The 26,996-nt window shown below is 66.9% G+C and carries 28 protein-coding genes and 1 pseudogene; 20 read left to right on the top strand and 9 right to left on the bottom strand.

The features are described from left to right. Both C3B78_RS04415 and C3B78_RS04410 read left to right on the top strand, forming a co-directional pair. On the top strand, positions 1-975 hold the full coding sequence (locus C3B78_RS04415) for a carbohydrate kinase family protein (protein ID WP_104996985.1): 975 nt from the start codon (positions 1-3) through the stop codon (positions 973-975). Positions 976-979: 4 nt separating this feature from the next. Further along, positions 980-2,455 (top strand): mannitol dehydrogenase family protein, encoded by a 1,476-nt coding sequence (locus C3B78_RS04410; protein ID WP_104996984.1) that lies wholly within the window; start codon positions 980-982, stop codon positions 2,453-2,455. A gap of 146 nt (positions 2,456-2,601) precedes the next feature. Here the strand turns inward: C3B78_RS04410 and C3B78_RS04405 are convergent. Further along, positions 2,602-2,748 (bottom strand): annotated as a pseudogene (locus C3B78_RS04405) (heme-binding protein); the annotation flags it as partial. 135 nt (positions 2,749-2,883) lie between these two features. Between C3B78_RS04405 and C3B78_RS04400 the strand changes: the two are divergent. Both C3B78_RS04400 and C3B78_RS04395 read left to right on the top strand, forming a co-directional pair. Next, on the top strand, positions 2,884-3,339 hold the full coding sequence (locus tag C3B78_RS04400) for a MarR family winged helix-turn-helix transcriptional regulator (RefSeq protein WP_396136713.1): 456 nt from the start codon (positions 2,884-2,886) through the stop codon (positions 3,337-3,339). Then, positions 3,336-4,595, top strand: coding sequence for an MFS transporter (locus C3B78_RS04395; protein ID WP_104996983.1), 1,260 nt, complete (start codon positions 3,336-3,338; stop codon positions 4,593-4,595). Before C3B78_RS04400 ends, C3B78_RS04395 begins: the two co-directional genes overlap by 4 nt. 133 nt (positions 4,596-4,728) lie before the next feature. Here the strand turns inward: C3B78_RS04395 and C3B78_RS04390 are convergent, their stop codons facing one another. The 3 genes from C3B78_RS04390 to C3B78_RS04380 all read right to left on the bottom strand — a co-directional run bounded on the left by C3B78_RS04390 (position 4,729) and on the right by C3B78_RS04380 (position 7,652). Next, complete coding sequence (locus tag C3B78_RS04390) at positions 4,729-5,661, bottom strand: 2-hydroxyacid dehydrogenase (RefSeq protein WP_104996982.1); 933 nt, start codon at positions 5,659-5,661, stop codon at positions 4,729-4,731. Next, positions 5,658-6,440 carry a DeoR/GlpR family DNA-binding transcription regulator gene (locus C3B78_RS04385; protein WP_104996981.1) on the bottom strand — a complete coding sequence of 261 codons (783 nt, stop codon included), beginning with the start codon at positions 6,438-6,440 and terminating at the stop codon, positions 5,658-5,660. Before C3B78_RS04385 ends, C3B78_RS04390 begins: the two co-directional genes overlap by 4 nt. Before the next feature lie 69 nt (positions 6,441-6,509). Beyond that, on the bottom strand, positions 6,510-7,652 hold the full coding sequence (locus C3B78_RS04380) for a Gfo/Idh/MocA family protein (RefSeq protein ID WP_104996980.1): 1,143 nt from the start codon (positions 7,650-7,652) through the stop codon (positions 6,510-6,512). A 141-nt stretch (positions 7,653-7,793) separates the two neighbouring features. Here C3B78_RS04380 and C3B78_RS04375 point away from each other — a divergent pair, with 141 nt between their 5' ends. The 15 genes from C3B78_RS04375 (at position 7,794) to C3B78_RS04310 (ending at position 21,910) form a co-directional block, all read left to right on the top strand. Then, complete coding sequence (locus C3B78_RS04375) at positions 7,794-8,708, top strand: PfkB family carbohydrate kinase (protein ID WP_104996979.1); 915 nt, start codon at positions 7,794-7,796, stop codon at positions 8,706-8,708. A 28-nt stretch (positions 8,709-8,736) separates the two neighbouring features. Beyond that, positions 8,737-9,621, top strand: coding sequence for an aldolase (locus C3B78_RS04370; protein WP_104996978.1), 885 nt, complete (start codon positions 8,737-8,739; stop codon positions 9,619-9,621). Positions 9,622-9,711: 90 nt separating this feature from the next. Next, positions 9,712-10,998, top strand: coding sequence for an ABC transporter substrate-binding protein (locus tag C3B78_RS04365; RefSeq protein ID WP_104996977.1), 1,287 nt, complete (start codon positions 9,712-9,714; stop codon positions 10,996-10,998). Next, positions 10,995-11,957, top strand: a complete 963-nt coding sequence (locus tag C3B78_RS04360) for a carbohydrate ABC transporter permease (protein WP_104996976.1) — start codon at positions 10,995-10,997, stop codon at positions 11,955-11,957. The genes C3B78_RS04365 and C3B78_RS04360 overlap by 4 nt, the downstream gene beginning before the upstream one ends. Before the next feature lie 4 nt (positions 11,958-11,961). Beyond that, the gene (locus C3B78_RS04355) at positions 11,962-12,777 is read left to right on the top strand and encodes a carbohydrate ABC transporter permease (protein WP_104996975.1); all 816 of its coding nucleotides are present in this window, start codon (positions 11,962-11,964) and stop codon (positions 12,775-12,777) included. A gap of 76 nt (positions 12,778-12,853) precedes the next feature. Continuing rightward, on the top strand, positions 12,854-14,290 hold the full coding sequence (locus C3B78_RS04350) for an NAD-dependent succinate-semialdehyde dehydrogenase (RefSeq protein WP_104996974.1): 1,437 nt from the start codon (positions 12,854-12,856) through the stop codon (positions 14,288-14,290). After that, positions 14,291-15,034 carry a sulfite exporter TauE/SafE family protein gene (locus tag C3B78_RS04345; protein WP_104996973.1) on the top strand — a complete coding sequence of 248 codons (744 nt, stop codon included), beginning with the start codon at positions 14,291-14,293 and terminating at the stop codon, positions 15,032-15,034. Between the two features lie 44 nt (positions 15,035-15,078). Next, positions 15,079-16,344, top strand: a complete 1,266-nt coding sequence (locus tag C3B78_RS04340; protein ID WP_104996972.1) for an AGE family epimerase/isomerase — start codon at positions 15,079-15,081, stop codon at positions 16,342-16,344. Positions 16,345-16,424: 80 nt separating this feature from the next. Beyond that, positions 16,425-16,622, top strand: coding sequence for a hypothetical protein (locus C3B78_RS04335; protein WP_104996971.1), 198 nt, complete (start codon positions 16,425-16,427; stop codon positions 16,620-16,622). Between the two features lie 174 nt (positions 16,623-16,796). After that, a complete protein-coding gene (locus C3B78_RS04330) occupies positions 16,797-18,071 on the top strand; it encodes an MFS transporter (RefSeq protein ID WP_104996970.1) in 1,275 nt (424 codons plus the stop codon). Positions 18,072-18,270: 199 nt separating this feature from the next. Then, the gene (locus tag C3B78_RS04325; RefSeq protein ID WP_104996969.1) at positions 18,271-18,897 is read left to right on the top strand and encodes a hypothetical protein; all 627 of its coding nucleotides are present in this window, start codon (positions 18,271-18,273) and stop codon (positions 18,895-18,897) included. Between the two features lie 101 nt (positions 18,898-18,998). Continuing rightward, positions 18,999-19,553: an RNA polymerase sigma factor gene (locus C3B78_RS04320; RefSeq protein ID WP_104996968.1), complete on the top strand. Its 555-nt coding sequence runs from the start codon at positions 18,999-19,001 to the stop codon at positions 19,551-19,553. Further along, the gene (locus C3B78_RS04315) at positions 19,543-20,361 is read left to right on the top strand and encodes a hypothetical protein (protein ID WP_104996967.1); all 819 of its coding nucleotides are present in this window, start codon (positions 19,543-19,545) and stop codon (positions 20,359-20,361) included. Before C3B78_RS04320 ends, C3B78_RS04315 begins: the two co-directional genes overlap by 11 nt. Positions 20,362-20,408: 47 nt before the next feature. Next, a complete protein-coding gene (locus tag C3B78_RS20205) occupies positions 20,409-20,543 on the top strand; it encodes a hypothetical protein (RefSeq protein ID WP_267895221.1) in 135 nt (44 codons plus the stop codon). Positions 20,544-20,674: 131 nt separating this feature from the next. Then, positions 20,675-21,910, top strand: coding sequence for a mechanosensitive ion channel family protein (locus C3B78_RS04310; RefSeq protein WP_234005516.1), 1,236 nt, complete (start codon positions 20,675-20,677; stop codon positions 21,908-21,910). Here C3B78_RS04310 and C3B78_RS04305 read toward each other — a convergent pair. The 5 genes from C3B78_RS04305 to fdhA form a co-directional block, all read right to left on the bottom strand. Beyond that, positions 21,907-22,122 (bottom strand): hypothetical protein, encoded by a 216-nt coding sequence (locus C3B78_RS04305; protein ID WP_104996965.1) that lies wholly within the window; start codon positions 22,120-22,122, stop codon positions 21,907-21,909. The genes C3B78_RS04310 and C3B78_RS04305 overlap by 4 nt on opposite strands. A gap of 28 nt (positions 22,123-22,150) precedes the next feature. Then, positions 22,151-23,515, bottom strand: a complete 1,365-nt coding sequence (locus tag C3B78_RS04300) for an MFS transporter (protein ID WP_104999634.1) — start codon at positions 23,513-23,515, stop codon at positions 22,151-22,153. Between the two features lie 45 nt (positions 23,516-23,560). Beyond that, positions 23,561-24,388 (bottom strand): serine hydrolase, encoded by an 828-nt coding sequence (locus C3B78_RS04295; RefSeq protein ID WP_234005515.1) that lies wholly within the window; start codon positions 24,386-24,388, stop codon positions 23,561-23,563. Between the two features lie 266 nt (positions 24,389-24,654). Beyond that, complete coding sequence (locus C3B78_RS04290) at positions 24,655-25,005, bottom strand: GNAT family N-acetyltransferase (RefSeq protein ID WP_104996963.1); 351 nt, start codon at positions 25,003-25,005, stop codon at positions 24,655-24,657. 103 nt (positions 25,006-25,108) lie between these two features. Then, positions 25,109-26,326 carry a formaldehyde dehydrogenase, glutathione-independent gene (fdhA, locus tag C3B78_RS04285; RefSeq protein WP_104996962.1) on the bottom strand — a complete coding sequence of 406 codons (1,218 nt, stop codon included), beginning with the start codon at positions 26,324-26,326 and terminating at the stop codon, positions 25,109-25,111. Positions 26,327-26,652: 326 nt separating this feature from the next. On the opposite strand from fdhA, the gene C3B78_RS04280 reads away from it, so the two are divergent. Next, complete coding sequence (locus C3B78_RS04280) at positions 26,653-26,982, top strand: DUF6457 domain-containing protein (RefSeq protein ID WP_104996961.1); 330 nt, start codon at positions 26,653-26,655, stop codon at positions 26,980-26,982. Positions 26,983-26,996: the final 14 nt, after the last annotated feature.

Genomic DNA, 26,996 nt, shown 5'->3' with positions numbered 1-26,996 from the left:
ATGATCACCGTCATCGGCGAGTCGCTTGTTGACATCATTGAGGCCCCCGGCCGGGGCTCCGCGCAGCAGGTGCACCCGGGCGGGAGCCCGCTCAACGTCGCGGTAGGGTGCGCGCGGCTGGGCCTGGGGACCAGGCTGGTCACGCACTATGGCGACGACGCGCACGGGAAGCTGATCGCTGACCACCTGCGCACCAACAATGTTGAACCGATCGTGGGAGGTTCCCTGCCGACGTCGTCGGCACTGGCGTCCCTGGACGCTACCGGCGCAGCCGAGTACACGTTCAACATCAGCTGGGACATCAACGGGGCCTCCATCCCGGCCCTTGCCGCGGTGCAGGGTTCGCTGCATGTCCACACCGGATCCATCGCCACGGTCCTGGCACCCGGAAGCAAGGCCGTCCGGGGCCTGGCCGAAGCGGCACGCCCGCACGCGACGGTGAGTTTCGACCCCAATTGCCGGCCGGCCAGCAGCCCCGATGTTGAAGCGGCACGCCGTGAAGCGGAAGACTTTGTGGCCGCCAGTGACTTCGTTAAAGCCAGCGACGAGGACCTGCGCTGGCTCTACCCGGGAAGGACCCTGGACGAGTCCCTTGCCGCCTGGCTGGAGCTGGGACCGGCACTGGTTGCGCTGACGCGAGGCGCGGACGGACCGGTGGTCCTGACCCGGAAGGGGCGCGTGGAGATGCCGGGCGAAACGGTCGCCGTGGCGGACACCGTGGGGGCGGGTGACTCCTTCATGGCGGCCCTGATCGCCGGCCTGGCGCAACTGGACGCGCTCGGTGCCGCCAACAGGCCGCGCCTGTGGAGCCTCTCCCCCGAAGACCTGGATGCCCTGGCGGCCTACGCGAACAGGGCCGCCGCCATCGCGTGTTCCCGGCCGGGGGCCAACCCGCCCACGTCAGCCGGGCTGGGTTCCCTGTCCGGAAAGCCGGCCGGAACACCGCCCGGCCGGCCCGCCTCTGCAGAAGGTTAGCCCCATGACTGCACTTCAAACCCGCACCCTTGCCGGCCTGCCCGCGTCCCTGGCTGTCCCCGCCTACGACCGGGCCTCGCTGACGGCGGGAATCGTCCACTTCGGGGTGGGCGGCTTCCACCGCGCGCACCAGGCCATGTACCTGGACCGGCTGATGAACGACGGCAAGGCCCTCGACTGGGCCATCTGCGGCGTGGGGGTCCTGCCCGGTGATGCCCGCATGAAACAGGTCATGGACAGCCAGGACTGCCTCTACACGCTGGTGGTCAAGAACCCGGACGGGACCCGGGAAGGCCGGGTCATCGGCTCGATCATCGAGTACCTGTTCGCCCCTGACGATCCCGAGTCCGTCATCGAGAAGATGGCGTCCGACGCCGTCCGGATCGTTTCACTCACAATCACGGAGGGCGGATACAACTTCCACCACGTCACCGGCGAGTTCGACGCCGGCAACCCGGACGTGGTCCACGACCTCCAGGCGGGGGCAGCACCGCGGACGATCTTCGGCCTCATCACGGCAGCCCTGGCCCGCCGTCGTGCCCGCGGCCTGGTCCCCTTCACGGTGATGTCCTGCGACAACATCCAAGGCAACGGCGACGTGGCGCGCAGGACGTTCACCGCCTTCGCCACCGTCAAGGACCCGGACCTCGGCGCCTGGATCACCGCGAACGTTCCCTTCCCCAACAGCATGGTGGACCGGATCACGCCCGTCACCACGGACGCGGACCGCGCCGCCATCTCGGCGGAGTTCGGCGTCGAAGATGGGTGGCCCGTGGTGTGCGAGCCGTTTGAGCAGTGGGTCCTCGAGGACACGTTCAGCCTTGGACGTCCCCCGTTAGAGGACGCCGGGGTCCAGCTCGTGGCGGATGTTGAGCCGTACGAACTGATGAAACTCCGCCTGCTCAACGCCCGCCACCAGGGCATGTGCTACTTCGGCTACCTGGCTGGCTACCGCTACGCCCACGAAGTTGCCCAGGACCCGCTGTTCGCGCAGTTCCTGCTCGACTACATGGACAAGGAGGCCACCCCCACCCTGGAGCCGGTGCCCGGCGTGGACATCGCCGACTACAAACACACCCTCATCGAACGCTTCTCCAACGAACACGTCCGGGACACCCTTGCCCGACTCTGCGCGGAAAGCTCGGACCGGATCCCCAAATGGCTGCTGCCGGTCATCCGCATCAGCCTTGAGCGGGGCGGGGAAATCCGCCGGTCCGCGGCCATCGTTGCCAGCTGGGCCCGCTATGCCGAAGGCGCCGACGAGCAGGGCAACCCGATTGACGTCGTCGACCGGCTCAGGGCCAAGCTGATGGCCTCAGCCGCCCGGCAGCGGCAGGAACCGCTGGCCTTCATCTCGGACCGGGAGGTCTTTGGCGACCTGGCCGGCAACCAGGAATTCATCGCCGCGTATTCCCAGGCGCTGACAAGCCTCCACGACGCCGGATCACGGGCCACACTTGAAGCATTGGCGGGCCAGTAGGGCAGGGGGCAAGCCAGGGTCAGCGCCGCCTGCAGGAAGCACAAAAGCCCCGCAAATTCGGCTGTCCGCCTTTTCCCGCCGGGACCCGGACTGAAGCACGGGGCGGTCATAGCCAGCTTCCGGCGGGTGGAGTTGTTCCCGCTGATGTAGTTGAACAAGCGCCGGAAGGCGAAGTTTCCGGCACGGTCAAAGGTGGCGGCCACCTTGGTTTCGCCACAAACGTGGCCGGGATAGTGGCGCAGTTCGAAGTGCGAATGGCGCCGGACCAGCTCGAAGGGTTGCTGTTCTGTCATGGTGCACCAGGGCCTACGCCGCCCCGCCCGCGACGGCCACACCGGCCGACCGCTTGCCGCTTCTTCAAAGCGGTAGCATACTTATTAGCAGGACTAATTAGCATTGCTAAGCATTTTCGGAGGCGCAACGCGGACGTGACCACAACCAAGAACAAGAGCACGGCCGGGCAGATCAGCCCGGACACCCTGGCCATCGACCTCCGAACCGCCGTGATGCGCACCTCGCGGCGGCTCCGCGTCGAGGCGACCGGCGACGTCATCACGCCGGGCCAGTACACGGTGCTGGCATTGCTCAACGGCAGCGGACCCAGCACCCTCCGCGAACTGGCCACAAGCGAGCACGTGCAAGCCCCGTCCATGACCCGGATCGTCAACGCCCTCGCCGAACTGGGCTTCGTCTCAAGGGCGGCAAACCCCGCCGACGGCCGTCAGGTCCACATCGACATCACCGATGCCGGCCGGGCCGTCCTTGAAGAGGCCCGGAACCAGCGGACCGCGTGGCTTGCGCAGCGCGTGGCCGGGCTGAGCGAGGAAGACCGGCTGGTCCTGAGCCGGGCCGCACACATCATGCAGGAGATGAGCGGCAGATGAGCGCCATGTTCCGCGCGTTGGAAGACCGCAACTACAGGATCTGGGCCGGCGGCGCGCTGGTGTCCAACATCGGGACCTGGATGCAGCGGGTGGCGCAGGACTGGCTGGTCCTGACCGTCCTCACCAACTACTCCGGCGCCGCCATCGGCATCACCACAGGCCTTCAGTTCCTCCCCATGCTGCTGCTTGGCCCGTACGGCGGAGTGCTGGCGGACCGCTACCGCAAGCGGGTAATCCTGCTGTGGACGCAGGTGGCCATGGGCGTGACCGGGCTGGCACTCGGGCTCCTGGTGGTGACCGGCACCGCCCAGCTCTGGCACGCCTATCTGGCCGCCCTCTGTCTTGGGATAGCCAGCGCCATCGATGCACCGTCGCGCCAGTCGTTTGTGTCCGAACTCGTGGGACAGGACAACATCTCCAACGCCGTTGCGCTGAACTCCGCCTCCTTCAACACAGCCCGGCTGACCGGCCCTGCGATCGCCGGGGTACTGATTGCCTGGGTTGGCACGGGACCGGTCTTCCTGCTGAACGCCGCCAGCTTCGCCGCCGTCATAGTTTCCCTCTTCCGGATCCGGACCGCAGAACCCGCCTCCGCTGCCCCGGCAACACGGAGCAAGCACCAGGTGGCGGAAGGCGTCCGCTATGTGCGCAACCGGCCGGACCTGGTGCTGACCATGGTCCTGGTGGGCATCCTTGGCGCGTTCGGAATGAACTTTCCCATCATCAACGCACTGATGGCCACCACTGAGTTCGGCGCCGGCCCGGGTGAATTCGGGCTTCTTGGTTCGATCATGGCCGTGGGCACGCTGGCCGGCGCGCTGCTTGCGGCACGCCGGGCGGGGCCGCGGCTACGGTTCCTGTTGGGCGGTGCACTGGGACTCGGTGCGTTCACCCTCCTGGGGAGCGTGTCGCCGTCGTTCTGGCTGTACGCAGCCGTCCTGATCCCCATCGGGCTGGCGTCCATCACGTTCCTGAACAGCTGCAACACGAGCATCCAACTCTCCGTGGAACCGCAGTTCCGCGGCCGCGTGCTGGCGCTCTACTTGGCGGTCCTCCAGGGCGGTACCGCCCTGGGCGCGCCCCTGATGGGCTGGATCGGCTCAGAGTTCGGCGCGCGCTGGTCAGTGGCTTCCGGCGGCGTCATCGTGCTGCTGGCTTCAGTCGCCGGCGTGATCATAGCCAGCCGGAGGAGCAGCCTGGGTTTCCGGGACCACCTGCGGATGGTGTTCCGCAGGAAGCGCCAGCCTGCCCTGTAAATATTGGGTCCTCCGGACCAACCCGGTCCGCACGAATTCCGCCCCTTATTCAAGCAACGCGGGGTCACTTTTGGCCCAATAATGGTCAATTATTGGGCTGGGAATGACCCCGCGTTGCAGTAGGCCGCGGAACCTAGTCCCGGGGCGATCCGCCCAGCACCACGTTGACCGGCTCCTTGCCGTCGAGCATCAGGCCGATCTGCTGCCTGATCAGCCGGACCATCCGCGGGAACATCGCCGAGCTTGCGCCGCCGACGTGCGGGGTAATCAGCACGCCGGGCGACGTCCACAGGGGATGGTCCGCGGGCAGCGGCTCGGGGTCCGTCACGTCCAGCGCGGCACGCAAACGGCCCGACGACGTCTCCGCCAGCAGCGCATCCGTGTCCGCCACCGGTCCGCGGGCCACGTTCACCAGCAGCGCCCCGTCAGGCATTGCGGCCAGGAACTTTGCGTCCACCAGCTGCTTTGTCTGCTCGCTGAGGGGCACACTGACCACCACGATGTCGTGCAGGGGCAGCTGCTCATAAAGCGAGTCGATCCCGAGGATCCTCCCGCCGGCGTCCTCGCGTTCGCGGCTCGCCATCCGGGTCACCTGCGTTTCAAAGGGCAGGAGCCGGGCTTCGATGGCCTTGCCCACTCCCCCGTAGCCCACCAGCAGCACCCGGCGGTCTGCCAGGCTGGGCCGCTGGCTGTTGTCCCAGGTTCCGGTGGCCTGGTTGCGTGCAAAATCGGCCATGCCGCGCTGGCTGGCAATCATCATGCCCAGGGCAAGTTCCGCCGTCGACGTTTCATGCACCCCCGCCGCGTTGGCGAAAAGGCAACCGGCGGGCAGGACGTCCGCCACGCCGTCGTACCCAATGGACTGGCTCTGGATCAGGCCGATCTCCACGGACTCCAGCGCAGCCAGTACCTCCGGCCCGCGCATGTACGGCGGCACCACGATGTCCAACGGACCGTCGGGGGCAGGGCCGGAAAAGTCCCACACAAAGAATTCGACGCCGGCAGCCGGCGCAAGCGCGTCCACCAGTTTCTGGTCGGGCAGGGAAACCCGCAGCGGCGCGGTCATGCCGCCACCACGAGCTTGACGTTCGCCGCACGCAGCGCTGATTCGATTTCCCGAGGCGGGGGCGCGTCCGTCACCAGTACATCCGCGGCGTCGAAGGCCGCCAGCCGGGCCAGCGCGTACCGCAGCATCTTCTGGTGGGTTGCCACCACTACCACCTGTTCCGCAGAGTTCATGAGTGCGATCTTAGTGGCGCGCTCCACGTCACGCTCAATGTAAAACGCCTCATCATGGATTCCGCTGACGCCAATGAACGCGGTCCTGGCGCGCAGCCCGGCCGCGGCACTGACAGTCATGGGACCGTTGAACGCCTGGCTGTCCAGCAGCAGTTCCCCGCCGAGGCAGATGGTCCGTGCCGAGGTCAGCTGCAGGCACCGCTGGATGGCCGGGGCCGAGTGGGTAATAATTGTCCCCTTGAAGGCGGCGGGCAGTTCCTGCGCGATCTGGTACGTGGTGGTGCCGGCGTCCAGGATGATCGCGTCCCGCTCCCCGATCATGGATACGCAGGCGCGGGCCACGCGAAGCTTGGCTTCGGCATCCTCGCGGACCCGGGCAGCGAAGTCCGCGTTCTGGCCCTGCCCATGGATGGCGCTCACGCCGCCGTGCACCACCCGGACCAGGCCCAGTTTGGACAGTACCCGCGTGTCCCGGCGCACTGTCATGTCCGAAACCGCGAAAGTCTCGGCCAGATCGGTGGTGGAAATGAACCCCCGCCGGCCCAGCTCGTCCAAAATGGTGCGCTGGCGGGGCGTCAGCGGCGCCTCCTCGCGTGCGATGCTCATGACCCTTCTTCCTGCCCCACCCGCCGGACCCCGGCCCGCCGCAGTGTTGCTATTCCAACACCAACTTACCTAGTGATGTACCCCGGCACCGGCATTCGTAAGCTCGACGGGGCGTCCTTCCGCGATTGAACGTTCGGCCGCGAGGCCCATCCGGACCGATTGCAGCCCGTCCGCAACCGTTACTTCCACCGGCCCCTCGCCCAGGATCGCCTTCCGGTACCCAAGGTGCTCGTAGTAGGTGGAGCCGTGGTGCGCGCCCGCAGCAAGCACTGCCTCATCCACCGGGACCTCGTGCTTCTCCGGGCCCAGCGGCGAGCGCGGGCTGAACTCCACGGTGGCTTCCGCCTCATCGCCGGGAATCCAGTGGTTGGCTGCCACCGGGATGAGCGTCTCAATCTTGGCGGCATCCCCCACGATCGAGATCCGCTCCTGGAATTTGGACCCCTCGGCGAACATGGACAGCTCCAGCATGGCGCGGCGGCCACCCTTGAAGTCCACGATCACGTACGCGTTGTCGATCATGTCAGAGACGCGGCCGTCGTAGACCTCGTCCATGTGGTTCACGTCGTGGCCGCCGCTGGCATAGACCCGGACGGGCTCATCCTGCAGGATCAGCCGCATCAGGTCGAAGAAGTGGCAGCACTTCTCCACCAGGGTTCCGCCGGTCCGCTCCGCGAAGCGGTTCCAGGCGTCCACCTTGTGCAGGAAAGGGAAGCGGTGCTCCACGATGGAGAGCATGTAGATGTTGCCGAGCTTGCCGTTGTGCGCAGCCTGGATGACTTCCTGCACCGGCGGCATGTAGCGGTACTCCATCGCCACCCACACCGCTGCCGGGTATCCGGCGGCCAGACCCTCCAGTTCGTCGGCCTGCTCGGCGGTGGTGCACACCGGCTTCTCCACAAGCACCGGGAGGTTCGTGCCGCTGGCAAAAATGTCTTTCAGGATGCCGAGGTGCGTGTCATTGGGGCTGGCGATGACCAGCGCGTCCACCAGACCGGAGGCCAGCAGTTCCTGGTGGGAGGGAAAGGTCTCCACCCCGTAGCCGATCTCCGCAACGGTCTCCTCCAGGGATGAGGGCTGGGGATCTGAGACTGCGGTGATGCGGCTTCCGGGGATCAAGGCGAGGTTTCGGACGTGTTCGCGGGCCATGTGGCCGGCCCCGATGAGGCCGTATCGGATAGTCCGGACCGGTTCCGCAGAAGGCAATGACATGTGCTGCTCCGTTTCTCTACGTTGAGTTTTGGGGGACCGTGGCGTTGCATCCCAAACAGAACTATACCGAAAGTGTTGTTATTCCAACATAGCGTGTGTATATTTCTTCAGTATCAGCCCGGAACTACAACGAGGTGGAACGTGCCCCAACCGTCAACTGGAACCCTGCTCTTCGTAGGCTGCGCCACGCTTGACTCCATCGCCTTGGTGGAGGACTACCCCGCTGCGGACAGCCGCACCGTAGCCACGGACTTCGCGACGGCGGGCGGCGGCCCGGCCGCAACCGCGGCAGTGGCAGCCGCCCGCGCCGGAGCCAACACAGCTTTCGCAGGTGTCCTCGGCACCGACGAGGAAGGCGACCGCATCGTCGCCGGCCTGCAGGCCGAAGGCGTGGACACCTCCGCCGTGATCCGCGATCCCAACGTCAAAACGGGGGCCAGCGTGATCGTGGTCAGCAAGGTTTCCGAAAGCCGGGCCATCGTCACCCGTCCGGTGCCGCCGGTCAGCTTTCCCGCCGGCAGCCGCTTCCATGAACTGGTGGAATCGGCAGCCTGGGTCCACGTGGACCACTTGGGCTGGAACGCCGTCGCCTCCGGCGCACGCCGTGACCGTGGCACCCCAAGAATCAGCGTGGATGCCGGCAACCCCATTCCGTCCTTCAATCCCAAGGGCGTCGCGCTGTACGTCCCCACCATCGAGCGGCTGCGCGCGGAGTACGGCGAGCACCTCTCCCCCGCGGCGCTCCTTCAAAAGGCGGTCGACGACGGCGCCTCCGCCGTCGTTGCCACCGCCGGCTCCGAAGGCGCCTGGGTCAAGGACGGCAACGGCGACCCGGTCCACGTGCCTGCAACCCCCGCCAATATCGTCTCCACCCTGGGCGCCGGCGACGTGTACCACGGCGCCCTCCTGGCCGCCGTCGCCGCCGGGCTGCCGCTGGTGGAGGCTGCAGCCTTTGCCGGGCGCACCGCCTCCGCGTCCTGCCAGGGACTGGACGGCCGCTCCGCCATCCCGCACCAGACCATCAACCCTGTCCTCGCCTCCAAACTGCCCGCCTAACCAAACGCCCAGCTGAAAGAAGCAGCCCATGAGCCCCACAGACCTCTCACCCCTCCAGCGCCCGTCAGGCGCCTTCGCGATGCTCGCCGTGGACCAGCGCGAAGCCATGCGCAACATGTTCGCGGAACACACCGACCAGCCCGTCACGGACCAGGACCTCCAGGACTTCAAGCTCCAGGCCGCCAGAATCCTCACCCCCTACGCCTCGGGCGTCCTGATCGACCGGCAGTTCGCCCTCGACCAGGCCATCGAGGACAACGTGGTGGACCCCGGCTGCGGGCTGATCGCCTCGGCGGACCACTTCGAATCCGCACACGGCGAACTGGTGGGCGAGGTAACCATTGACCGCCTGGTGGACCCGCACAAGTACAAGGCCCTGGGCGTGAAGGCCCTCAAGCTCCTGGTCCTCTACCGCCCGGATGAGCCCGCCGAGGGCCGGGTGGAAATGGTCCGCGAATTCGTGGAACGGTGCCAGTCCGCCGGCCTCATCAGCATCATCGAGCCCGTCTCCCGCAAGCCGCTGGCCGGCGGAGACTTTGACTGGAACGCCGGGATCCTGGCGGCCGCCAAGGAGCTGGGCAGCCTGGGTGCGGACCTGTACAAGGCAGAAGTCCCCTTCCACGGCCAGGCCTCCGAAGCAGAGGTCCGTGCCGCGTGCGCCGACCTGACCAACGCCATCGACGGCCCCTGGGTGGTGCTCTCCTCCGGCGTCCCCGAGGACGTCTTCCCGGAGGCGGTCCGGTGGGCCTGCCTGGAAGGTGCCAGCGGCTTCCTCTCCGGACGCGCTGTGTGGGCGTCCTGCATCGGCGCGCCCGACGTCGTCGAATCCCTGTCCACTGACGCCGTCCGGCGGCTGCAGCGCCTCTGCGCCGTGGTGGACGACGTCGTCACCGCCCAAAGGACCAACGCATAAGCACCCGGGGAGCCAAAGCGTCGTGACCGTGGCAACCCTTTCCGCAGTCAAGTAAACAAGGCACAGCAAACACTCAACGAGGAGACTATTGTGAGTCAGATTTCACGCAGGCAGGCCATCGCAGTTCTCGGAGCCCTGGGCTTCGGCGCCACGGCGGCAGCATGTGCCGGGCCGGGCGGTTCCACCGCACCCGGCGGCGCCACCGGCCCTGCCGCGCCCTCCACCGGAGCCGTCACCGGCAAGGTGTCCTTCGCCCACTGGCGCGGCGAGGACAAGGCGGTGTTCGACGAACTGATCACGCGCTTCGCCGCCATGCACGACGGCGTGGAGGTTGCCCAGGACATTTCCACGTCCAACGACTACAACGCCCAGGCTCTCCAGAAACTGCGCGGCGGCTCCATCGGTGACGCCTTTGCCACGTTCCGCGGCGCCCAGTTCAAGAACTTCACCGAAGCCGGCATCTACGCGGAACTGAAGGGCAGCAAGGCTGTTTCGAACTACCAGGAAGGCCTGCTCTCCGCAGGCAAGTCAGGGGAGAGCCAACTGGGCCTTCCCTACCAGGTGGTGTTCCCCATGCCCATGGCCAACGTGGACCTCTTCGACAAAGCCGGCGCCGAGCTTGCACCCAAGGACTGGGATTCCTTCCTGGCCATGTGCGACAAACTGGCCTCGGCCGGCGTCATTCCCATCTCCTGGCCGGGCGGCGATGTTGGAAACGGCGGCCAGCTGTTCAACTGCATGATTGCCAACAACGCCCCCGTGGACGACATGTGCGCCCAGATCGAGCAGGGCAAGCTGAAGGTCACGGACGACTGGTTCATCAAGATGCTCAACCAGTACAAGGACCTGGTCCCGTACCTGCAGCCCAACGCCACGGGCACCGCCGTGGAGCCGGCCCAGAACCTGTTCTCGCAGGGGAAGGCCGCCATGCTGGCCACCGGCTCCTACCACATCGCCGCAGTCCGTGGCCTGGGCGCCCAGTTCCCCATTGAACTGGTGTTCCCGAACACCTCGGATGGCAACGGCAAGTACGAGGGCGTCTACAACGCCACGTTCATCCTGGGCGTGAACTCTGCCAGCAAGAACCAGGCCGCGGCGGCCGCCTGGATCGACTTCCTGTCCGAGCCGGAGAACGCCGGCTACTACGCCAACAAGACGGCCCAGCACGTGTCCGTGAACAATGTGGACTACACCAACCCCGACCTCAAGCGGTTGAGCCCGTGGCTGGAAAAGAAGACGGCGCTGGCGGCGCGGTTCCAGTTCCAGAACCTCGATGTCCGCAACGCCGTGGAAGCCAGCGCCACCGCCGTCATCTCCGGCACCAGCCCGGAGCAGGCAGCGGCGGCCGCCCAGAAGATTGTTGACGAACGGCTATGAGCATCCATCCCGGGACGGCGCCCACGCGGAAGGCACCGGACAACCACACGGAACCTGACGACGCGAAGAAGCGCCGCCGCTCGCCCACGCGGGTGAATCCGGCACTATACCTGTTCCCGCTTCCCGCGGTGGCCGTCATTGCTTTCTTCCTGGTGATGCCCACGCTGCAGGCCTTCCAGTACGCCATCACGGACTGGAACGGCTTCTCGGCAGCGTTCAACTACGTGGGCCTGGACAACTTCATCCGGGCCTTCACCAAGGACTCGCTGTTCACCAACGCGCTGACCAACAACCTGAAGTTCGTGCTGCTGGTGGTGATCGCGCAGACGCTGTTCTCGCTGCTCCTGGCGCTGCTGCTGACGAAGAATTCGCGGGGAAGCGTCCTGCTCCGCGCCCTGTTCTTCTTCCCCACCATCCTGTCCTCGGTGTCGGTGGCCTTCATCTGGAAGTTCATCTACGACCCCAACTTCGGCCTGGCCAACTCGGTCCTGGGCGGCGTTGGCCTGGAGTCGCTCCAGAGCTCCTACCTCGGCAACGACGCCCAGGCCCTGTACTGGGTGGCCGTGACCCAGGTGTGGTTCCACGCCGGGCAGATGATGGTGGTCTACATTGCCGGCCTGCAGGCCATCCCGCGGGAGCTGTACGAGGCAGCGGAAATGGACGGCGCCAACAAGTGGCAGCAGTTCAAGTCCATCACCTGGCCGTTCGTGGCCCCGGCAACGTCCATTGTGGTGGCCTACACCACCGTGCAGTCGTTCAAGGCCTTCGACCTGATCCTGGGCATCGCGGGCAACCCGCCCAAGCAGTCCCTGGACATCCTCTCCACCCGGATCTACAGCACCTTTGCCAACTCGGAGTTCGGCTACGCAGCCGCCCAGTCAATCATCTTCATGGCGATGATCGCTCTGGTCACCTGGCTGCAGCGCCGCCTGCTCCGCCTCACCCCGAAGGGGGAATGACAGCATGTTCGCGTCAATAACCCGCCGCGGAATCCTCGCGATCTACGCGGTCATCATCATCGTTCCGCTGACCGTGGTGGGGTTCGGCAGCTTCAAGTCCACCCAGGAACTGTTTGCCGGGCCGTTCAGCCTGCCGCAGTCCCTCTCCCCCGCCAACTATGCGGAAGTGATCGGCGGCCAGGACCTGGGCTCGTCCTTCATGAACAGCGTGATTGTCACGGCCATTTCCGTGCCGCTCACCCTGTTCCTGGCCAGCCTGGCCGGCTACGCCGTCTCCCGGCTCCGCGGTTTCATGTCCTGGGCCATCTTCGGCTTCCTCGTCCTGGGCATGGCCATTCCCGCGCAGGCCAACATGGTGCCGCTCTACGTCCTCTTCGGGCGGCTGGGTCTGCTCGACAACCTTACGGGCCTGGTGGTGGCCAACCTGGTGTCCACCCTGCCCATCGCCGTCTTCATCCTGGGGGGCTTCATGCGGACCCTGCCCAAGGAACTGTACGAGGCTTCCTCGATTGACGGCACCGGCCCATGGCGGACGTACGTTTCCATCGCCCTGCCGCTGTCCGCCCCGTCCATCGCCGCGGCCGCCATCTTCCTGTTCGTGATCCACTGGAACGAACTGCTGTACCCGCTGCTCTTCATCCAGTCACCCGGCAACCGCACCCTGCCGCTGGCACTGCTCAGCTTCCAAGGCGAGTTCCAGACCGACTACCCCCTGCTCTTCGCCGGCGTCATCATGGCTTCCCTGCCCGTGGTGGTGGCCTACGTCTTCCTGCAGCGGTACTTCGTGGCCGGCATCACCGCAGGCGCCAGCAAGGGATGAGCGTCACGACGACGGCGGCCAGCCGCGCCCGCCCCGCCGCAATGGACCCCTTCCAGCCCAATGAAAGGCATCATTCGTGAACCTCAAGTCAGCCCAACACCTCGTCAACGGCACCTGGAACACCGCCGGAACCGCCAAGGACGTGACTGACCCCGGCAACGGCAGCACCGTGGGCGAGGTGGCCTGGGGCACCGGCAAGGATGCCACCAAGGCCGCCGACGCCGCGGCGGAGGCCTTCAGTTCCTGGTCACGCACCACCGTCCGGAACCGGGCGGACCTGCTCCGCAACGCCGCCGACGTCCTGGCAGAGCGACGCGACGAACTTGCCCACACCCTGGCGCTTGAAGCGGGCAAACGGCTCCCTGAAGCGCAGGGCGAAGTGGACTTCTCCGTGGAATACTTCCGCTGGTTCGCCGAGGAAGCGCGCCGCGCCACCGGCACCGTCAGCCCGCCCGAGCTGCAGGGCCGCCGCCACCTGAGCCTTCGCAAACCCATCGGCGTGGCCCTCAGCCTCACCCCCTGGAATTTCCCGGTCTCCATCCAGGCCCGGAAGCTCGCGGCGATGCTGGCGGCCGGCTGCACCGTGGTGGGCCGGGTGTCCGAGAAGGCCCCGCTGGCTGCCACCGGGCTGTTCGAAGTCCTCCACGACGCCGGGTTCCCTGCAGGCGTCGTCAACCTGGTCCACGGCCCCTCCCGGGAAATCACCGCCGCGCTGATGTCCCACCCCGCTGTCAGGGCCGTCAGCTTCACCGGCTCCACGGGCGTGGGCCGGCAGATCATGGCCTCCGCCTCCGAACGGGTGGTCCGGCCGCTGCTGGAGCTGGGCGGCAACGCGCCCTTCATCGTGTTCGAGGACGCCGACCTGGATGCCGCCGTCGAGGGTGCCGTCCTGGGCCGGCTCCGCAACACCGGACAGTCCTGCGTGGCCGCCAATCGGTTCCTGGTCCAGGACAGCATCGCCGAGGAGTTCGCCGCCAGGCTGGCCGCGCGCTTTGACGCGATGAGCATCGGCCACGGCGTTCCCGACGGCAGCCAGGTTCCCGACCTCGGTCCCATGATCGACGCCGACCGGGTCACCGCGGTCCAGGCCTTGATCGACGATGCCCTGGAGCGCGGCGCCCGACGCGTCACCCAACGCACCGATGTTCCAGGCCACGGCTCCTTCCTGGCGCCCACCCTGCTGGCGGACGTCCCCGACGACGCACCCCTGGTGACGGAGGAAGTGTTCGGCCCGGCAGCCGGCGTCGTAACCTTCTCCTCGGAGGAGGAAGCCATCCGGAAAGCCAACGCCACGGAAATGGGCCTGGCCGCCTACGTCTGGAGCAGCAGCCCCAGGCGCGGCTGGGACATTCCGGAGCAGCTCGAAGCGGGCATCGTGGGCGTGAACGATCCACTCCCGTCCGTGGCCTTCGCGCCCATGGGCGGCGCCAAGCAGTCAGGGCTGGGCCGGGAAGGATCAAGCCTGGGCCTGGAGGAATTCGAGGAGGTCCAGTACGTGGCCTGGAGGCCCTAGGTGCTGACCACCGGGCTGGTGCTGGGCGCCGTGGTGATGGGAGCCGGGATGCAGCGCATCACCGGGATGGGTTTCGCCCTGGTGGCTGCACCCTTCCTGGTCCTGCTCCTGGGCCCGGTGGAAGGTGTGGTGCTGGTGAACATGTGCGGTGCCGTGACCGCGGGGGCCATCATCTTCCGCGTGGTGCGGGACATTGACTGGAAACGGTACGTTCTGCTCACTGCCTCGGCCCTGCTCGGGATCATCCCCGCCGCCTTCCTGATCCACCTCGTTCCAACGGCGGTGCTGGAGATCGGCATCGGTGTGATCCTCGCCGCCGGGTTGACCGTTCTGCTGGTCCTCAAGTCGGCCACCCTGCCAGCGCGCCGCCGCTACCTGTTCACCGCCGGCGGCCTCAGCGGCTTCATGAACACAGCGGCCGGCGTGGGCGGCCCGGCGGTCAGCATTTACTCCATCGCCACCCGGTGGCCGCACACCTCCTTCGCTGCCACCATGCAGCCGTACTTCTTTACCATCGGGGCGTTCTCGCTCATCTCCAAGTCCCTGACCGCGCCGGCCGCGTTTCCCGCGCTTCCGTGGGGAATGTGGACGGCCGTGGGCGTGGCCTGCCTAGCCGGGCTGGTGCTCGGTGACGTCGCCGCAAAGTTCGTCCCTGCCCGCGCCGCGCAGATACTGCTGATTATCCTGGCCTACCTGGGCGCGGCCGCCACCATCATCCGCGGCGTGTTCGACGCCGTCGGATGACCCCAACAACTTCGCTTGCACCCGTAACAAAGAAAGGAACTAACATGACGTGGCTGAACAGCGCCGCCCACGCACGATGGCTCGAGGCGGAAACCGACCGACTGGTCAATTTCGCCTCAGCTTCCAAGGTCCCCACGGGGTTCGGCTGGCTCGACAACTACGGCAAGGTGTTCGCCGATAAGCCGACCCATCTGTGGATCACCGCCCGGATGACGCACAGTTTCGCTGTCGCCGCGCTGATGGGACGCCCCGGTGCCGCAACACTCGTGGACCACGGGATCGCGGCGCTCAACGGAGTCCTCCACGATAAGGAGTTCGGCGGCTGGTACGCCGAGGTCGACGAAAGCGGCCCGGTGAACGACACGAAGTCCGGCTACCAGCACTCCTTTGTGCTCCTCGCTGCTGCCAGTGCCGTTGCGGCCGGGCGACCGGGGGCCCGAGAACTGCTCGACGAAGCGCTGCGGATAGCCGACACGAAGTTCTGGGACCACCAGGCCAACATGTGCTTCGACTCCTGGAACCGGGAATTTACGGAAACCGAGGCATACCGGGGCGGAAACGCCAGCATGCACTCCGTGGAGGCGTACCTCATCGTCGCCGACGTGACCGGGGAGAACCGCTGGCTCGAACGGGCCCTGCACATCGCCGAGGTGCTCATCCACAAATTTGCGCGCAACAACAACTACCGGGTGTTCGAGCACTTCGACCCGGAGTGGAAGCCCATGCCGGAGTACAACACCGATGACCGGGCCAGCCAGTTCCGTGCCTATGGCGGAACCCCCGGCCACTGGGTTGAGTGGGCGCGCCTGCTCCTCCACCTCCGCGCCGGACTCGAAACCCGCGGCCTGGAGGTCCCGGCCTGGCTGCTGGAAGACGCACGGGGCTTGTTCGATGCCGCCATCCGCGATGCCTGGGAGCCGGACGGCCATCCGGGATTTGTCTATACCGTGGACTGGGAAGGCAAGCCCGTTGTCACCACCCGCATCCGCTGGGTGCCCGCAGAGGCAATCGGCGGCGCGGCAGCCCTCTACATCGCCACCGGCGAGAAGAAGTATGCGGACTGGTACGAGCGGATCTGGGACCACGCCCGCGACTGGTTCATCGACTACGAGCACGGATCCTGGAAGCAGGAACTCGACGAGGACGGCAACGTCACCTCCACCGTGTGGTCCGGCAAGGCGGACATCTATCACCTGTGGCACTGCCTGGTGGTGCCCCGCCTTCCGCTGGCTCCCGGTCTGGCTCCGGCAGTTGCGGCAGGCCTGCTGGACGCACGGCTCAACGGCACCATGCAAGGCGCGAGCCTGTGATCCACTGATTCCGCACCAGGTTCCCTGCCCGCGCTGCCTCCCCCACGCCGGCGGCCGATATCCCCCATGAAAGGACAACCATGCCTGCCATCTCCTCCGAAGAAACAGTCCTGCGCATCACCGCCGCTGATGATGCGGAAACCCTGAACCTGCGCGTCGATGCCGGCGCCCCGGCGTTGATACGTATCGACGTGCAGGGCACCCGCACCTGCACCTGCCAGGGCGGCAAGTCCGTGCGGCCGGGCTCCTACACGGACACCGACTTCGGCACCCGGTAGCCGTTACAGCCGGCGCAGCCGGTTGGCGAAATGCGCCCTGACAAGCACTGCAACATAGCTGCGCAAGGCATCTGCTTGTACAGGAGCGCCGGCGCGATCCTGTAAATTTAAGGGAGGAATTGTCCGGCCAGCGAGCCACGTTCCACCCCTCCCCCTTGAATGGATCGTTCCCCCATGTCTTCCGCCATTCCCGCGCCGGAACCTGCCCGCTTCCCGTATGCCGCGATGGTGGTTCTGGCCACTATCGCCTTCACCGCCATCACCACCGAACTCCTGCCGTCCGGGCTGCTGCCGCAGATCAGCGCTGGCCTGAACGTGTCCGAGCCGGTGGCGGGCTACTTGGCCGCGGCCTATGCCGCCGTCATTGTGGTCACGGTGGTCCCGGCCGCCCGGCTGCTGGGAAAGATTCCCCGGCATGCGCTGCTGGTGGGGCTCGTCCTGACGTTCGCCGCCAGCAACGCCATGGTGGGACTCGCGCCGGACTTCACCGCTGCGATGGTCGCCCGGCTGGTGGGCGGCCTGGCGCACGGCCTGCTCTGGACCACCATGGCCCCGTTTGTCGCAAGGGTGGTCCCGGCGGACAAGGTGGGCAAGGCCCTGGCCATTGTCTTCAGCGGCAACAGCCTGGGCCTGGCCATCGGCGCGCCGGTGGGCACCGCGCTGGGCGGCTTCCTTGGTTGGCGCTCGGCGTTCCTGGTGCTGGCAGGGTTCGGACTGGTCCTGACAGTGCTGGCGTTTTTCCTGCTGCCGCGGGTCCAGCGCATTTCCGACGCCGTGCGTCCTTCACTGCGCAAGGCAATCGCCCAGCCCGGGGTAAAGTCGGTGGCCATCGCCTGGCCGCTGCTGGTCCTGGCCCACTTCGCGCTGTTCACCTACATCGCGCCGTTCATCCGCGAGGCGGGCTTCCCCGACTACGCCATCAGCCTCTCCCTCACCGTCCTGGGCGGTTCGGGGCTGCTGGGCATCTGGATCGCGGGCCTCACCGTGGACTCCCGGCCCCGGCGTTCCCTGCTGGTGACGACGGCGGCGATCGCCCTTTCCATGTTCTTCCTCCCCCTTGCGGTGGGCAACTTCGCCGTGGCCTTGGTCCTCATGACGGTCTGGGGTGCGGGACTCGGCGCGATAGGCATCTACAACCAGTCCGCCATCCTGCGTGCCGGAGGGGAGTTCCAGGAAGCCGCGAACGGCCTCACGGTGCTCACCATCCAGCTCGGCATCACGGTGGGCGCCCTGTACGGCTCCGCGGCACTTGTGGTGGGCGGACCGCTGTTGGTCCCCGTAGCCGCGGCGCTGCCGGTGGTGGCGGCCTGGATCATCACCCTTGCCGGAAAGAAGCACGCGTATCCGCCCGGACGGCGGGAGCGGGTGTGGCTCGAGCCGAGGCCCGTCCGTCCGGAGGACGTTCGTGTGGCGGAACCCAGTGCACCGCCGTCGCGCCCCCGTCCCTAATCCCCATCGATTGCTCCCTACCGGCCGTTTTCACCGCTCATAACGGCATTTGCGGAGCAATCGATGACGGGCGCGTGACAACTTCGTCAAATTTTTTCCCCAAAGCCGTAACCTTCTTGACCCCGTTTTCGATCCAGTAAGTGCGGGGACATCCCGCGAAGTTGAACGTAATCCATGAAATTCGTCAACGGAGGGTCTCATGTCTTACTCCACTTTTTCCGGCAACAAGCTGCTTATGACCGTACTGGCGGCAGGCGCTTTGGCGGTGGGTGGCACCGGCGTCGCCGCCATGGCCGATTCAGTGCCGGACAGCCCCGTGGCGGCGGCCACGGAGTCGCCGACTCCCACGGAAACCGAAACGCCGGAGCCCACCCCCACCGAAACTGAAACCCCGGAACCTGAGCCTACGGAGACCGAAACGGCCGAAGCTGAGCCTACGGAAACCGCGGATCCGGAGCCGGAGCCAACTGAGACGGACGAGCCCGAAGGCGGCCCCACATCCACCCCGGTCGGCCCTGACGTAACCGGCGCGGCCGCGGTGGGCCTGTGCAACGCATTCGAAAACGGCGGCCTGAACTCCACGTCCACGGCCTACACGGTGCTCATGCAGGTGGCCGGCGGAGATGAAGCCATCGACGATTACTGCGCCACCATCCCTGCCCCGCAGGATATTGAGGACGGCACGGACGATGGCACCCACGACGGCGCGGTCCAGCCGCAGGGCGTTGAGCTGCAGCGTGAAGGAGCCTCTGGCTCCAACGGCAGCAACGGCGGCGCTAGACACCAGGGCAACAGCGCCAAGAACTCCAACCAGGGACAGCGGTAACCTTTCATTAGGAGCGGTGACCGCACCGGGACGGGCTGTCCGTTCCCGGTGCGGCGCCATCCCAACGATGTCCCGCCGGGGCATCTGCCGCAGGGGGGCGGATGCAAGAAGTCAGCGACGAAGCAGCGGCGCACGGTCAGATCGACCAAGGCGCCTTTTGTGCTGTGTACCGGGAATTGTCGCCCGGGGTCTTGAGCTATCTGCGGGCCCGGGACGTGGAAGATCCCGAGGCCATGACCCAGGAGGTTTTCCTTGCCCTGTACCCTCAGCTTGACGGGCTGAACGGCGGGGCCAAGGGTGCCAAGTCCCTGGCCTTTTCCATCGCCCATGCCCGATACGTGGACGAGCACCGCCGCCGGGTCAAGGCCCCGTTCAGCACCGGATACGACCCCGACGCCGACCCCCGCCGCACCGATTCCGCCGAGGACCAGGTGCTGGCTGGCGAGGGCTCCGAAAACGTCAATGCGCTGCTGGGGACGCTGCAGCAGGATCAGCAGGAGGTCCTTGCGCTAAGGATCGTCGCGGACTTGTCGCTTGAGACGACGGCGGAGATCATGGGCAAAACGCCGGGCGCCATCAAGCAATTGCAGCGGAGGGCCCTGTCCCGGCTCCGGAAGCACTGTCCCTCCCTGGGAGAAGGTCGCCATGAGCAGTGAACACAAAGCAACCGGCGCGGACAGCACGCAGCACGGGCACCGGCTGGAGGATGAGCGGTGCGTGGATGCCCTGCTGGCTGAAGCTGGTTACACGGACGACCCTGGGCTCCGGGACGTGCTCCTGAAGCTGAGGGAACTGCGGGTTGCCGATGTTCCACCGCCCTCGGCCGAACTGGCCGCGCTGATGGGCGGACCCGGAGAGGCCACCGTTAACGTGCTGGAGCCGGGCAAGCAGCCGAAGAAAAGGCGTATTGCCTTCACCACGCTTGCAGTAGCGGCCTCGCTCGGCATCGCAAGCGGCGCGGCTGCCGCGAGCGAGGAAATCCGCCGCAGTGCGGAAGGAACCATCATGAACATTGTCCGGGCGTTCTCCGCGCCGCTGCCCACAGCTCCGGCGCCCGCCCTGCCGTCCCGGGAACCGGGTTCGGCTCCCGCCGTTGCGGGCGATCCGGCGGAGGACCGGACCGTGCCTTATCCCCCCGGGCCCCGGCCTGCTGAACATCCGGCGTCCGATTCCGGGCAGGAGCCGGCGGCGGAAAAGCCGCCGACGCCGGGGCATGCCCCGGGTGCCGCCAAGGCTTCTCCTGATGGTGCAGCGGGGGCAGCGGCCGGTGTGCCGGCGGATGCCAACCGCGGGGCGGAAACTCCGGGTCCGGGCCCCACCGGGGCACCTCCGGTCCCGGCCCCGGCTCCCGTGAACAGCACGGAACCCGCCAATGAGCGGGGAATCAGCAGGGCACACCCTGACGGCAAGGATTCACCGCTTCCGGCCATCGAACCGCAGGACAAACAGGGCACCCGGCGTTAACCCCGGCGCCAACTCCCCGCACCCGGCGCGCAACCTGCCCCCTAGCGTTGACGGGTCACCGGCGAACCGCCGGAACCGCCACCTGGAGGAACGGCATCATCACCGACTACCCCACCCGCCTGCGCACCCTCATGGCGGAGCGCGGCCTGAAGCTGCCCAAGGCCTACTCGCTGCAGGGCTAAATTCCGCGGAAGGCCCGACGGCGGCTGCCGGACGTCCGCGGAGGAGTCCGGCAGCCGCCGTCGTGCTTTTGCACCACGCCGGGGCGGAGGCGGATTTCGGCCCCGGGCGCGACGTTGGTAGAGGTTAAAGGATGCAAGACCTACTTAATCCCGCCATGCCCTTCATTGCCGTCACCCTGGCGGTGGCCGCAGGCCTGGTCCTGTCCTGGCTGCTGCGCAGGCTCGTCCTGCGCCTCAACCGCAAGCGTCCGGAACTGCAGGCCACGTCCCGGGTTGCCCGCCAGCCGCTGCGCATGGCCCTGTGCCTGATCGGCGTCCGCACCGCGCTGGGACTCACGGCAGCCGGCGAAAGCTGGCACGGCGCCGTCGACCACCTGCTGCTCATATCCCTCATCGGCTCCCTCGCCTGGCTGGCCGTGGCCGTACTGCTGATCGTCGAGGCGGTGGTGCTGGGCCGGTACAGCGTGGACGTTGCGGACAACCGGCGCGCGCGGCGGCTCCGCACCCAGATGATCCTGGCCCGGCGGATCGGGGTGGCGCTGGTGGTGGTGCTCGCCGCCGGCTCGGTGATGCTGACCTTCCCGGCCATCCAGGCCCTCGGCGCCGGGCTGCTGGCCTCCGCCGGCGTGATCTCGATCGTGGCAGGCCTGGCCGCCCAGACCTCCCTGGTGAACGTCTTCGCCGGCATGCAGCTGGCCTTCACGGACGCCATCCGCGTGGACGACGTTGTAGTGGTGCAGAAGGAGTGGGGCCGGATCGAGGAAATCACCCTCACCTACGTGGTGGTCCACATCTGGGACGACCGCCGCCTGATCCTACCGTCCACCTACTTCACCACCACCCCGTTCGAGAACTGGACCCGGCGCCAGTCCGAGGTCATGGGCACCGTGGAGTTCGACCTCGACTGGCGCGCCCCCGTGGAGGACATGCGCGCCGAGCTGCGGTCCGTCCTCGCCGGCACTGACCTGTGGGACGAGCGTGTGGGCATCCTGCAGATCACCGACGCCACTGGCGGCTTCGTCCGGGTGCGCATCCTGGTCAGCGCCGCGGACAGCGCCGCGCTCTTCGACCTGCGCTGCCTCATCCGCGAGGCCATGGTGAGCTTCCTGCAGCAGGGCCATCCGGAAGCGCTCCCCCAGCAGCGCTGGACCGAGGCAGCGTCCGACGGCGGCACCTCCGCCGGCCGCCAGCAGCCATTGCGGGGGCTGGGTACGTCCAGCCGGGACGGCGCCCGACCGGCCGCGGATCCGCACGAGTCACAGCTGTTCACCGGCTCGATCGAGGCTGTGCAGCGCTCGCGTGCCTTCACCGGGCCCGGCGAGGATGTCTTCCAGGACCGAGACCAGACCCTGGCATCACGGAACTAGGAAAGTGGACGCCGGTTCCTGCCGTCCCATCCCCGCTGCCGCAGGTGGCGGGATGCCACCAGGGACGCACCCATGAACAGCACACCAGCTACCACCGTGGCGACGCCCACGTAGAACCAGGCATCCCGGGCGAAGATCATCAGCGCTGCGCCTACGATGCACAGGCCTTTCGCGGTGATGTCCAGGTACAGCTGCGCCTTTGGAGAAGCCATGTCTCCACGATAAACCCGGCAACAGGGACTACTGGTGCGCCCGCTGCCGCCACAGCAGGCTCACCGCGAACGTCACCGCGCACAGGACCAGCATCGCGAGGACCATCCGGGACCAACTTTCCTGGTCCACGCCACCGCCCGCGAAGACGCCGATCATCACCGTGGCGGTGATGGCGCCCACGTACCGGCAGGTCTGGTAGATGCCGGCCGCAACGCCGCGCTCCTGCGGCCCGATCGAAACGAACATGCCCTGGTTGGTGGCGATGCCCACCGTTCCGTAGGGGACACCCATCAGGGCAGTCAGCACCACCACCAGGGGGATCACCAGGGTGCCGGTCAGCAGCCACATCAGGGCGGCCGCCACGGTGAGGAGGACGACGCCGGCAATCAACACCCGCCGCACGCCGAACCTTCCCATCGCCCGGACCGCCCAGGGCGTAGCCAGGACGGACATGCCCGCCAGCGGCAGCATCAGGAGGCCAACAACGCCGGGATCGTAGCCGCCGGCTTCCTGCAGGAGCTGGGGAAGGCCGAAAAAGACAAAGTAGTACACGCTGCTGAACACCGCGAAGGCCAGGTAGATCAGCATCAGGGATTTGTTGCGTCCCAGCAGCCGCAGGTCAAGGAACGGGCGGTTGAAGCGCAGCTCGCGCCAGGCGAACAGGGCTGCAATGACCGTTCCGGCGGCCAGCATCCACCAGCGGTAGGCGGGAAAGACGTTCAGTGCGGCCATCATCACCAGCAGCAGGGCGGCCACGAATCCCAGGATCCCGGGGATGTCCGAGTCGCGCAGCAACTGCGCGACGCTGCCGCGCTCCCGGGCCTCGTCCTTGGGTGCTGCCTGCCGGACGATCAACAGTGCGGCCAGCGCCAGCGGGACGTTGACCAGGAACAAAGCCTCCCAGCCCACAAGGCTGACCAGCAGTCCACCAACAACGGGGCCCACCGCAGCGGCCGAGGTGTTCGCCATCTGAAGCCTGCCAAGAGGACGCGCCGGCTCCATGTTGGCACGGTGTGCAATGGCCCCCACCATCACCACAGCACTGGGGTACGCGGTGGCCGTACCGAGCGCCATCACCGCACGGGCCAGGCAGAGCAGGGCGAAGTTCGGGGCCAACGGTGCCAGCGCACACGTCACCGCGACCAAAGCCATGCCGAGCATGAACATGCGCCGCGGGCCGAACCTGTCGGCCAGCCTGCCCATCACGGGCTGGCCTGCTGCCGACGCGAGGTAGAAGGACGTGACCACCCAGGTGACGGCAGCGACGTCGAGCCCGAAGTCCGCGCGGAGCACCACCAGGGCAACGGCGATCATGGAGGAGTTGAGGGGATTCAGCGCCGTGCCCAGGCTGAGGCCGGCGACGGCCAGGGCAGTCCGGGATTTGTTGCTCACGGAAACAGTCTGGCGCACACGGCACAGATGGCGCGAGTTGATGGGCTATCCGGCCTGGTTCCCGGCCCGCACCGGCGGGAACAATGCTTCCTCAACCAGTCCTGTCAGTTCGCGGATTGCGTCGGCCTGCCCGGCGGCTTCCAATCCCTCCGCATTCTCGGTGTAGATCACCAGCGCAAAGGATGAGCCGCGGTAATTCAGGATGGCGGCATCGTGAAGCTGCCCGTCGAACTCCCCGTACTTGTGGAACACCTCGATCCCGGCCTGGGAGCCGGCGGGGATCAGGTCCTCGTTATTCGTCTCCTGCATGTAGCCGAGCAGTTCCGCCGTATTCTCCGGGTTCAACAGGTCCCCGGCGTAAAGCTGTTTGAGGACACTGGCCATGGCGGCGGGAGTCAGGAGGTTCTCTTCGGGATCGTAAGTGACACCGATCGAGGCGGAATAGGCGGTCAGCTCCGGGTAGCCCACCGCATCCATCAGGAGCAGCCAGGAATCGTTGTTGCTCTGGTTCACCATCGCTTCAAGCTGGAACGCTGCGTCATAGTCCCCCAGGGGGTCGTCGAGGCGCGCCTCCCCCTTTTCCACCAGGCGGTAGTAGGCCGCTGCCGTGATGATCTTTGCCGTGCTGGCCGCGTTGAAGGCCTCCTGGTCCCCGAAGGTCAGCGCTGCGTCACCGGAAACGTCCGCCAGGGCCACCCCGATCCGGTAGCCGGCCTTATCCGCCAGAAGGGAGTCGATGCGGTCCTGCAGCGAATTCGGGGCGGCAGCAACAGGCTCCGTCGGCGCCGCGGCCGGGACCGGTTCCGCTCCCCCGGCCAGCGGCACCGATCGCTGGACGGCCAGGACAAAGGTGGCGGCTATCAGGAGCGCCACGGCACAAAACAACACCGCAAGCCGTCGCCTTGCCGCCCGCGGGCCCGGACGGGCCTTCGGCCCGGACGGAGTGTTTTTCTGGTCCACCGACATAGGGGCTCCTGCCTCCTTCAACAGCCCGGTCTGCATCACGCGGCCCCAGCGCACGGGATGCGATGTTGATTAGACCATTGAAGGTCGGGAGCTGCCTGATAAGCCGCAGGCGCGCCATGTCCCGGCACCCCTTTATGGACACTGCACCCGCGGACGCGCAGGTGCGGTGTCCGTCAGCGGGTGCGGGCGGCCAGCGCAGCGTCCAGGAACTCCAGGTGTGCGGGAGCAACACGCACTGTGTGACCCGCGTAGTCAGGATGGCTGATGAGGAATTTCCTGATGTAGGGGCACACCGGGACGATTCCCATTCCGGCGCTGACCGTGGCACCCAGCGCGGCGGTGGCGAGCTGGCCCGCCAGTCCCTGGCCGCCGTACTCCTCGTTGATCACGGTGTGGTAGAAAATCCGCTGCGGCGAGCCGCCGCCGTCGTAATCCTTGTACGCGGCCTTGCCGATCACGTTGCCGGCGTCGAGCACTTCGAAGCGCTCGCGGCCGGGGTTGTGACGGACGGTGATGTCACTCAAGGGGAATCTCCTTCTGTGCGGTGTGTCCTTCAGCTAACCACAGCCGAGGGATACTTGTTCCCGCACCCTTCCCTTGCCCGGCCCACCGTCCGCCAGTCCTGGGTCAGCTCAGGTAGCCGTTCGGGTTGAGGACGTACTTGGTTGCTGCACCGGCGTCGAACTCCGCGTAGCCCTGCGGCGCTTCCTCAAGCGTGATCGCCTTGGCGTTCACGTTCTTGGCGATGTTCACCTTGTCGTTCAGGATGGCCATCATCAGCTGCCGGTTGTACTTCATCACCGGGCACTGGCCGGTGGTGAAGCTCAGGGACTTGGCCCAGCCGGTGCCCAGGCTCAGGCTCAGCGCGCCCTTCTTGGCGGCCTCGTCGATGCCGCCGGGATCACCCGTCACATAGAGGCCAGGGATGCCAAGCGCGCCGCCGGCCGCGGTGATCTCCATCAGCGAGTTCAGGACGGTGGCAGGTGCTTCCTCAGCGTCCTTTCCGTGCCCATGCCCCCGCGCCTCGAAGCCCACCGCGTCCACGCCGCAGTCCACTTCGGGCACCCCGAGGATCTGTTCGATCTGCTCCGCCGGGCCGCCCTTGGTGAGGTCCACCGTTTCGCAGCCAAAGCTGCGCGCCCGCGCCAGCCTGTCCTCGTTGAGGTCCCCCACAATCACGACGGCGGCACCCAGCAGATGCGCGCTCGTCGCCGCTGCGAGGCCCACAGGACCGGCTCCGGCCACATACACCGTGGAACCAACACCCACACCGGCGCTCACGGCTCCGTGGAATCCCGTGGGGAAGATATCCGAGAGCATGGCAAGGTCCATGATCTTCTCCATGGCCCGGTCCTTGTCCGGGAACTTCAGCAGGTTCCAGTCGGCATACGGCACCAGCACGTAGTTTGCCTGGCCGCCCACCCAGCCGCCCATGTCCACGTACCCATAGGCGCTGCCCGGGCGGTCCGGGTTCACGTTCAGGCAGATGCCGGTCTTGCGCTCCTTGCAGTTCCGGCAGCGGCCGCAGGCGATGTTGAACGGCACCGAACAGAGATCGCCGACTTTAATAAATTCCACGTCGCGGCCCACCTCCACCACTTCACCGGTGATCTCATGCCCCAGCACCAGGTTGGGCGGGGCGGTGGTGCGTCCGCGGACCATGTGCTGGTCCGAGCCGCAGATGTTGGTGGCTACGGTCTTGAGGATCACTCCGTGATTGACCGGACGGCCCACATTCGCTGGGTTGACCCCCGGCCCGTCCTTGAGTTCGAAACTGGGGTAGTCAATGTCGATCAGTTCAACCTTGCCCGGCTCTTTGTAGGCAACGGCTTTGTTTCCTGTCATCTCTGTCTCCTGTTGTCAGGCCTGCCCGGTGGGACGGCCGTGATTTTGGGTCGTTGATGCTACCCCGGGCAAGGGCACCGTCCGGTGGGCCGATATTCCTGGCGCCTCAACATCAGGTGGGGATCGGGCCGGAAAGGGTCCAATGGGCGGGGGTCCGCCCAGTCTAAGCACGGCGTGGCCGCGTAGCCATAGGTTCGACCCCTAATATCTCCACTCACGGGAATTAAGGGTTCCGGACACCCGGTGACTTCCGCGCCGAACCCTTGTAGTCTCGGCACGGAGAACGTTCCAGCGACCCAACACCGAGCCAAAACCAAGGAGTGGACATGCCGGCCAATGAGGACGAAATGCAGATCCTGGACCAATGGAGCAACCGGCTGGCCCAGGCGCTGCAAATCCTGGACCTGGACGTGGACCACGAACTGCTCCTGGACCTGGCCCGGAAATCGGCCGGGTCTGTCACCCACGCCGCAGCCCCGGTGACCACCTTCATGGTGGGATACGCTGCGGGACTGCAGGCCGGCACCGGCAGTGCCGGCAACCGCGGGAACGCGGCTGCCGCGGTGGCCAAGGCCGCGGACACCGCCTTCCAGCTGTGCGAGGACGGGCACGACGGCGGGCCCGCCAGCAAGGGCTGGGCGGACACCGCACAATAGTCGCGCCTGCTTAT

The organism is Arthrobacter sp. PGP41, from assembly GCF_002953935.1.
Lineage (GTDB): Bacteria > Actinomycetota > Actinomycetes > Actinomycetales > Micrococcaceae > Arthrobacter.
Note: the sequence above shows the minus strand (reverse complement) of the source record. Positions and strands in the feature narration are given on the sequence as shown.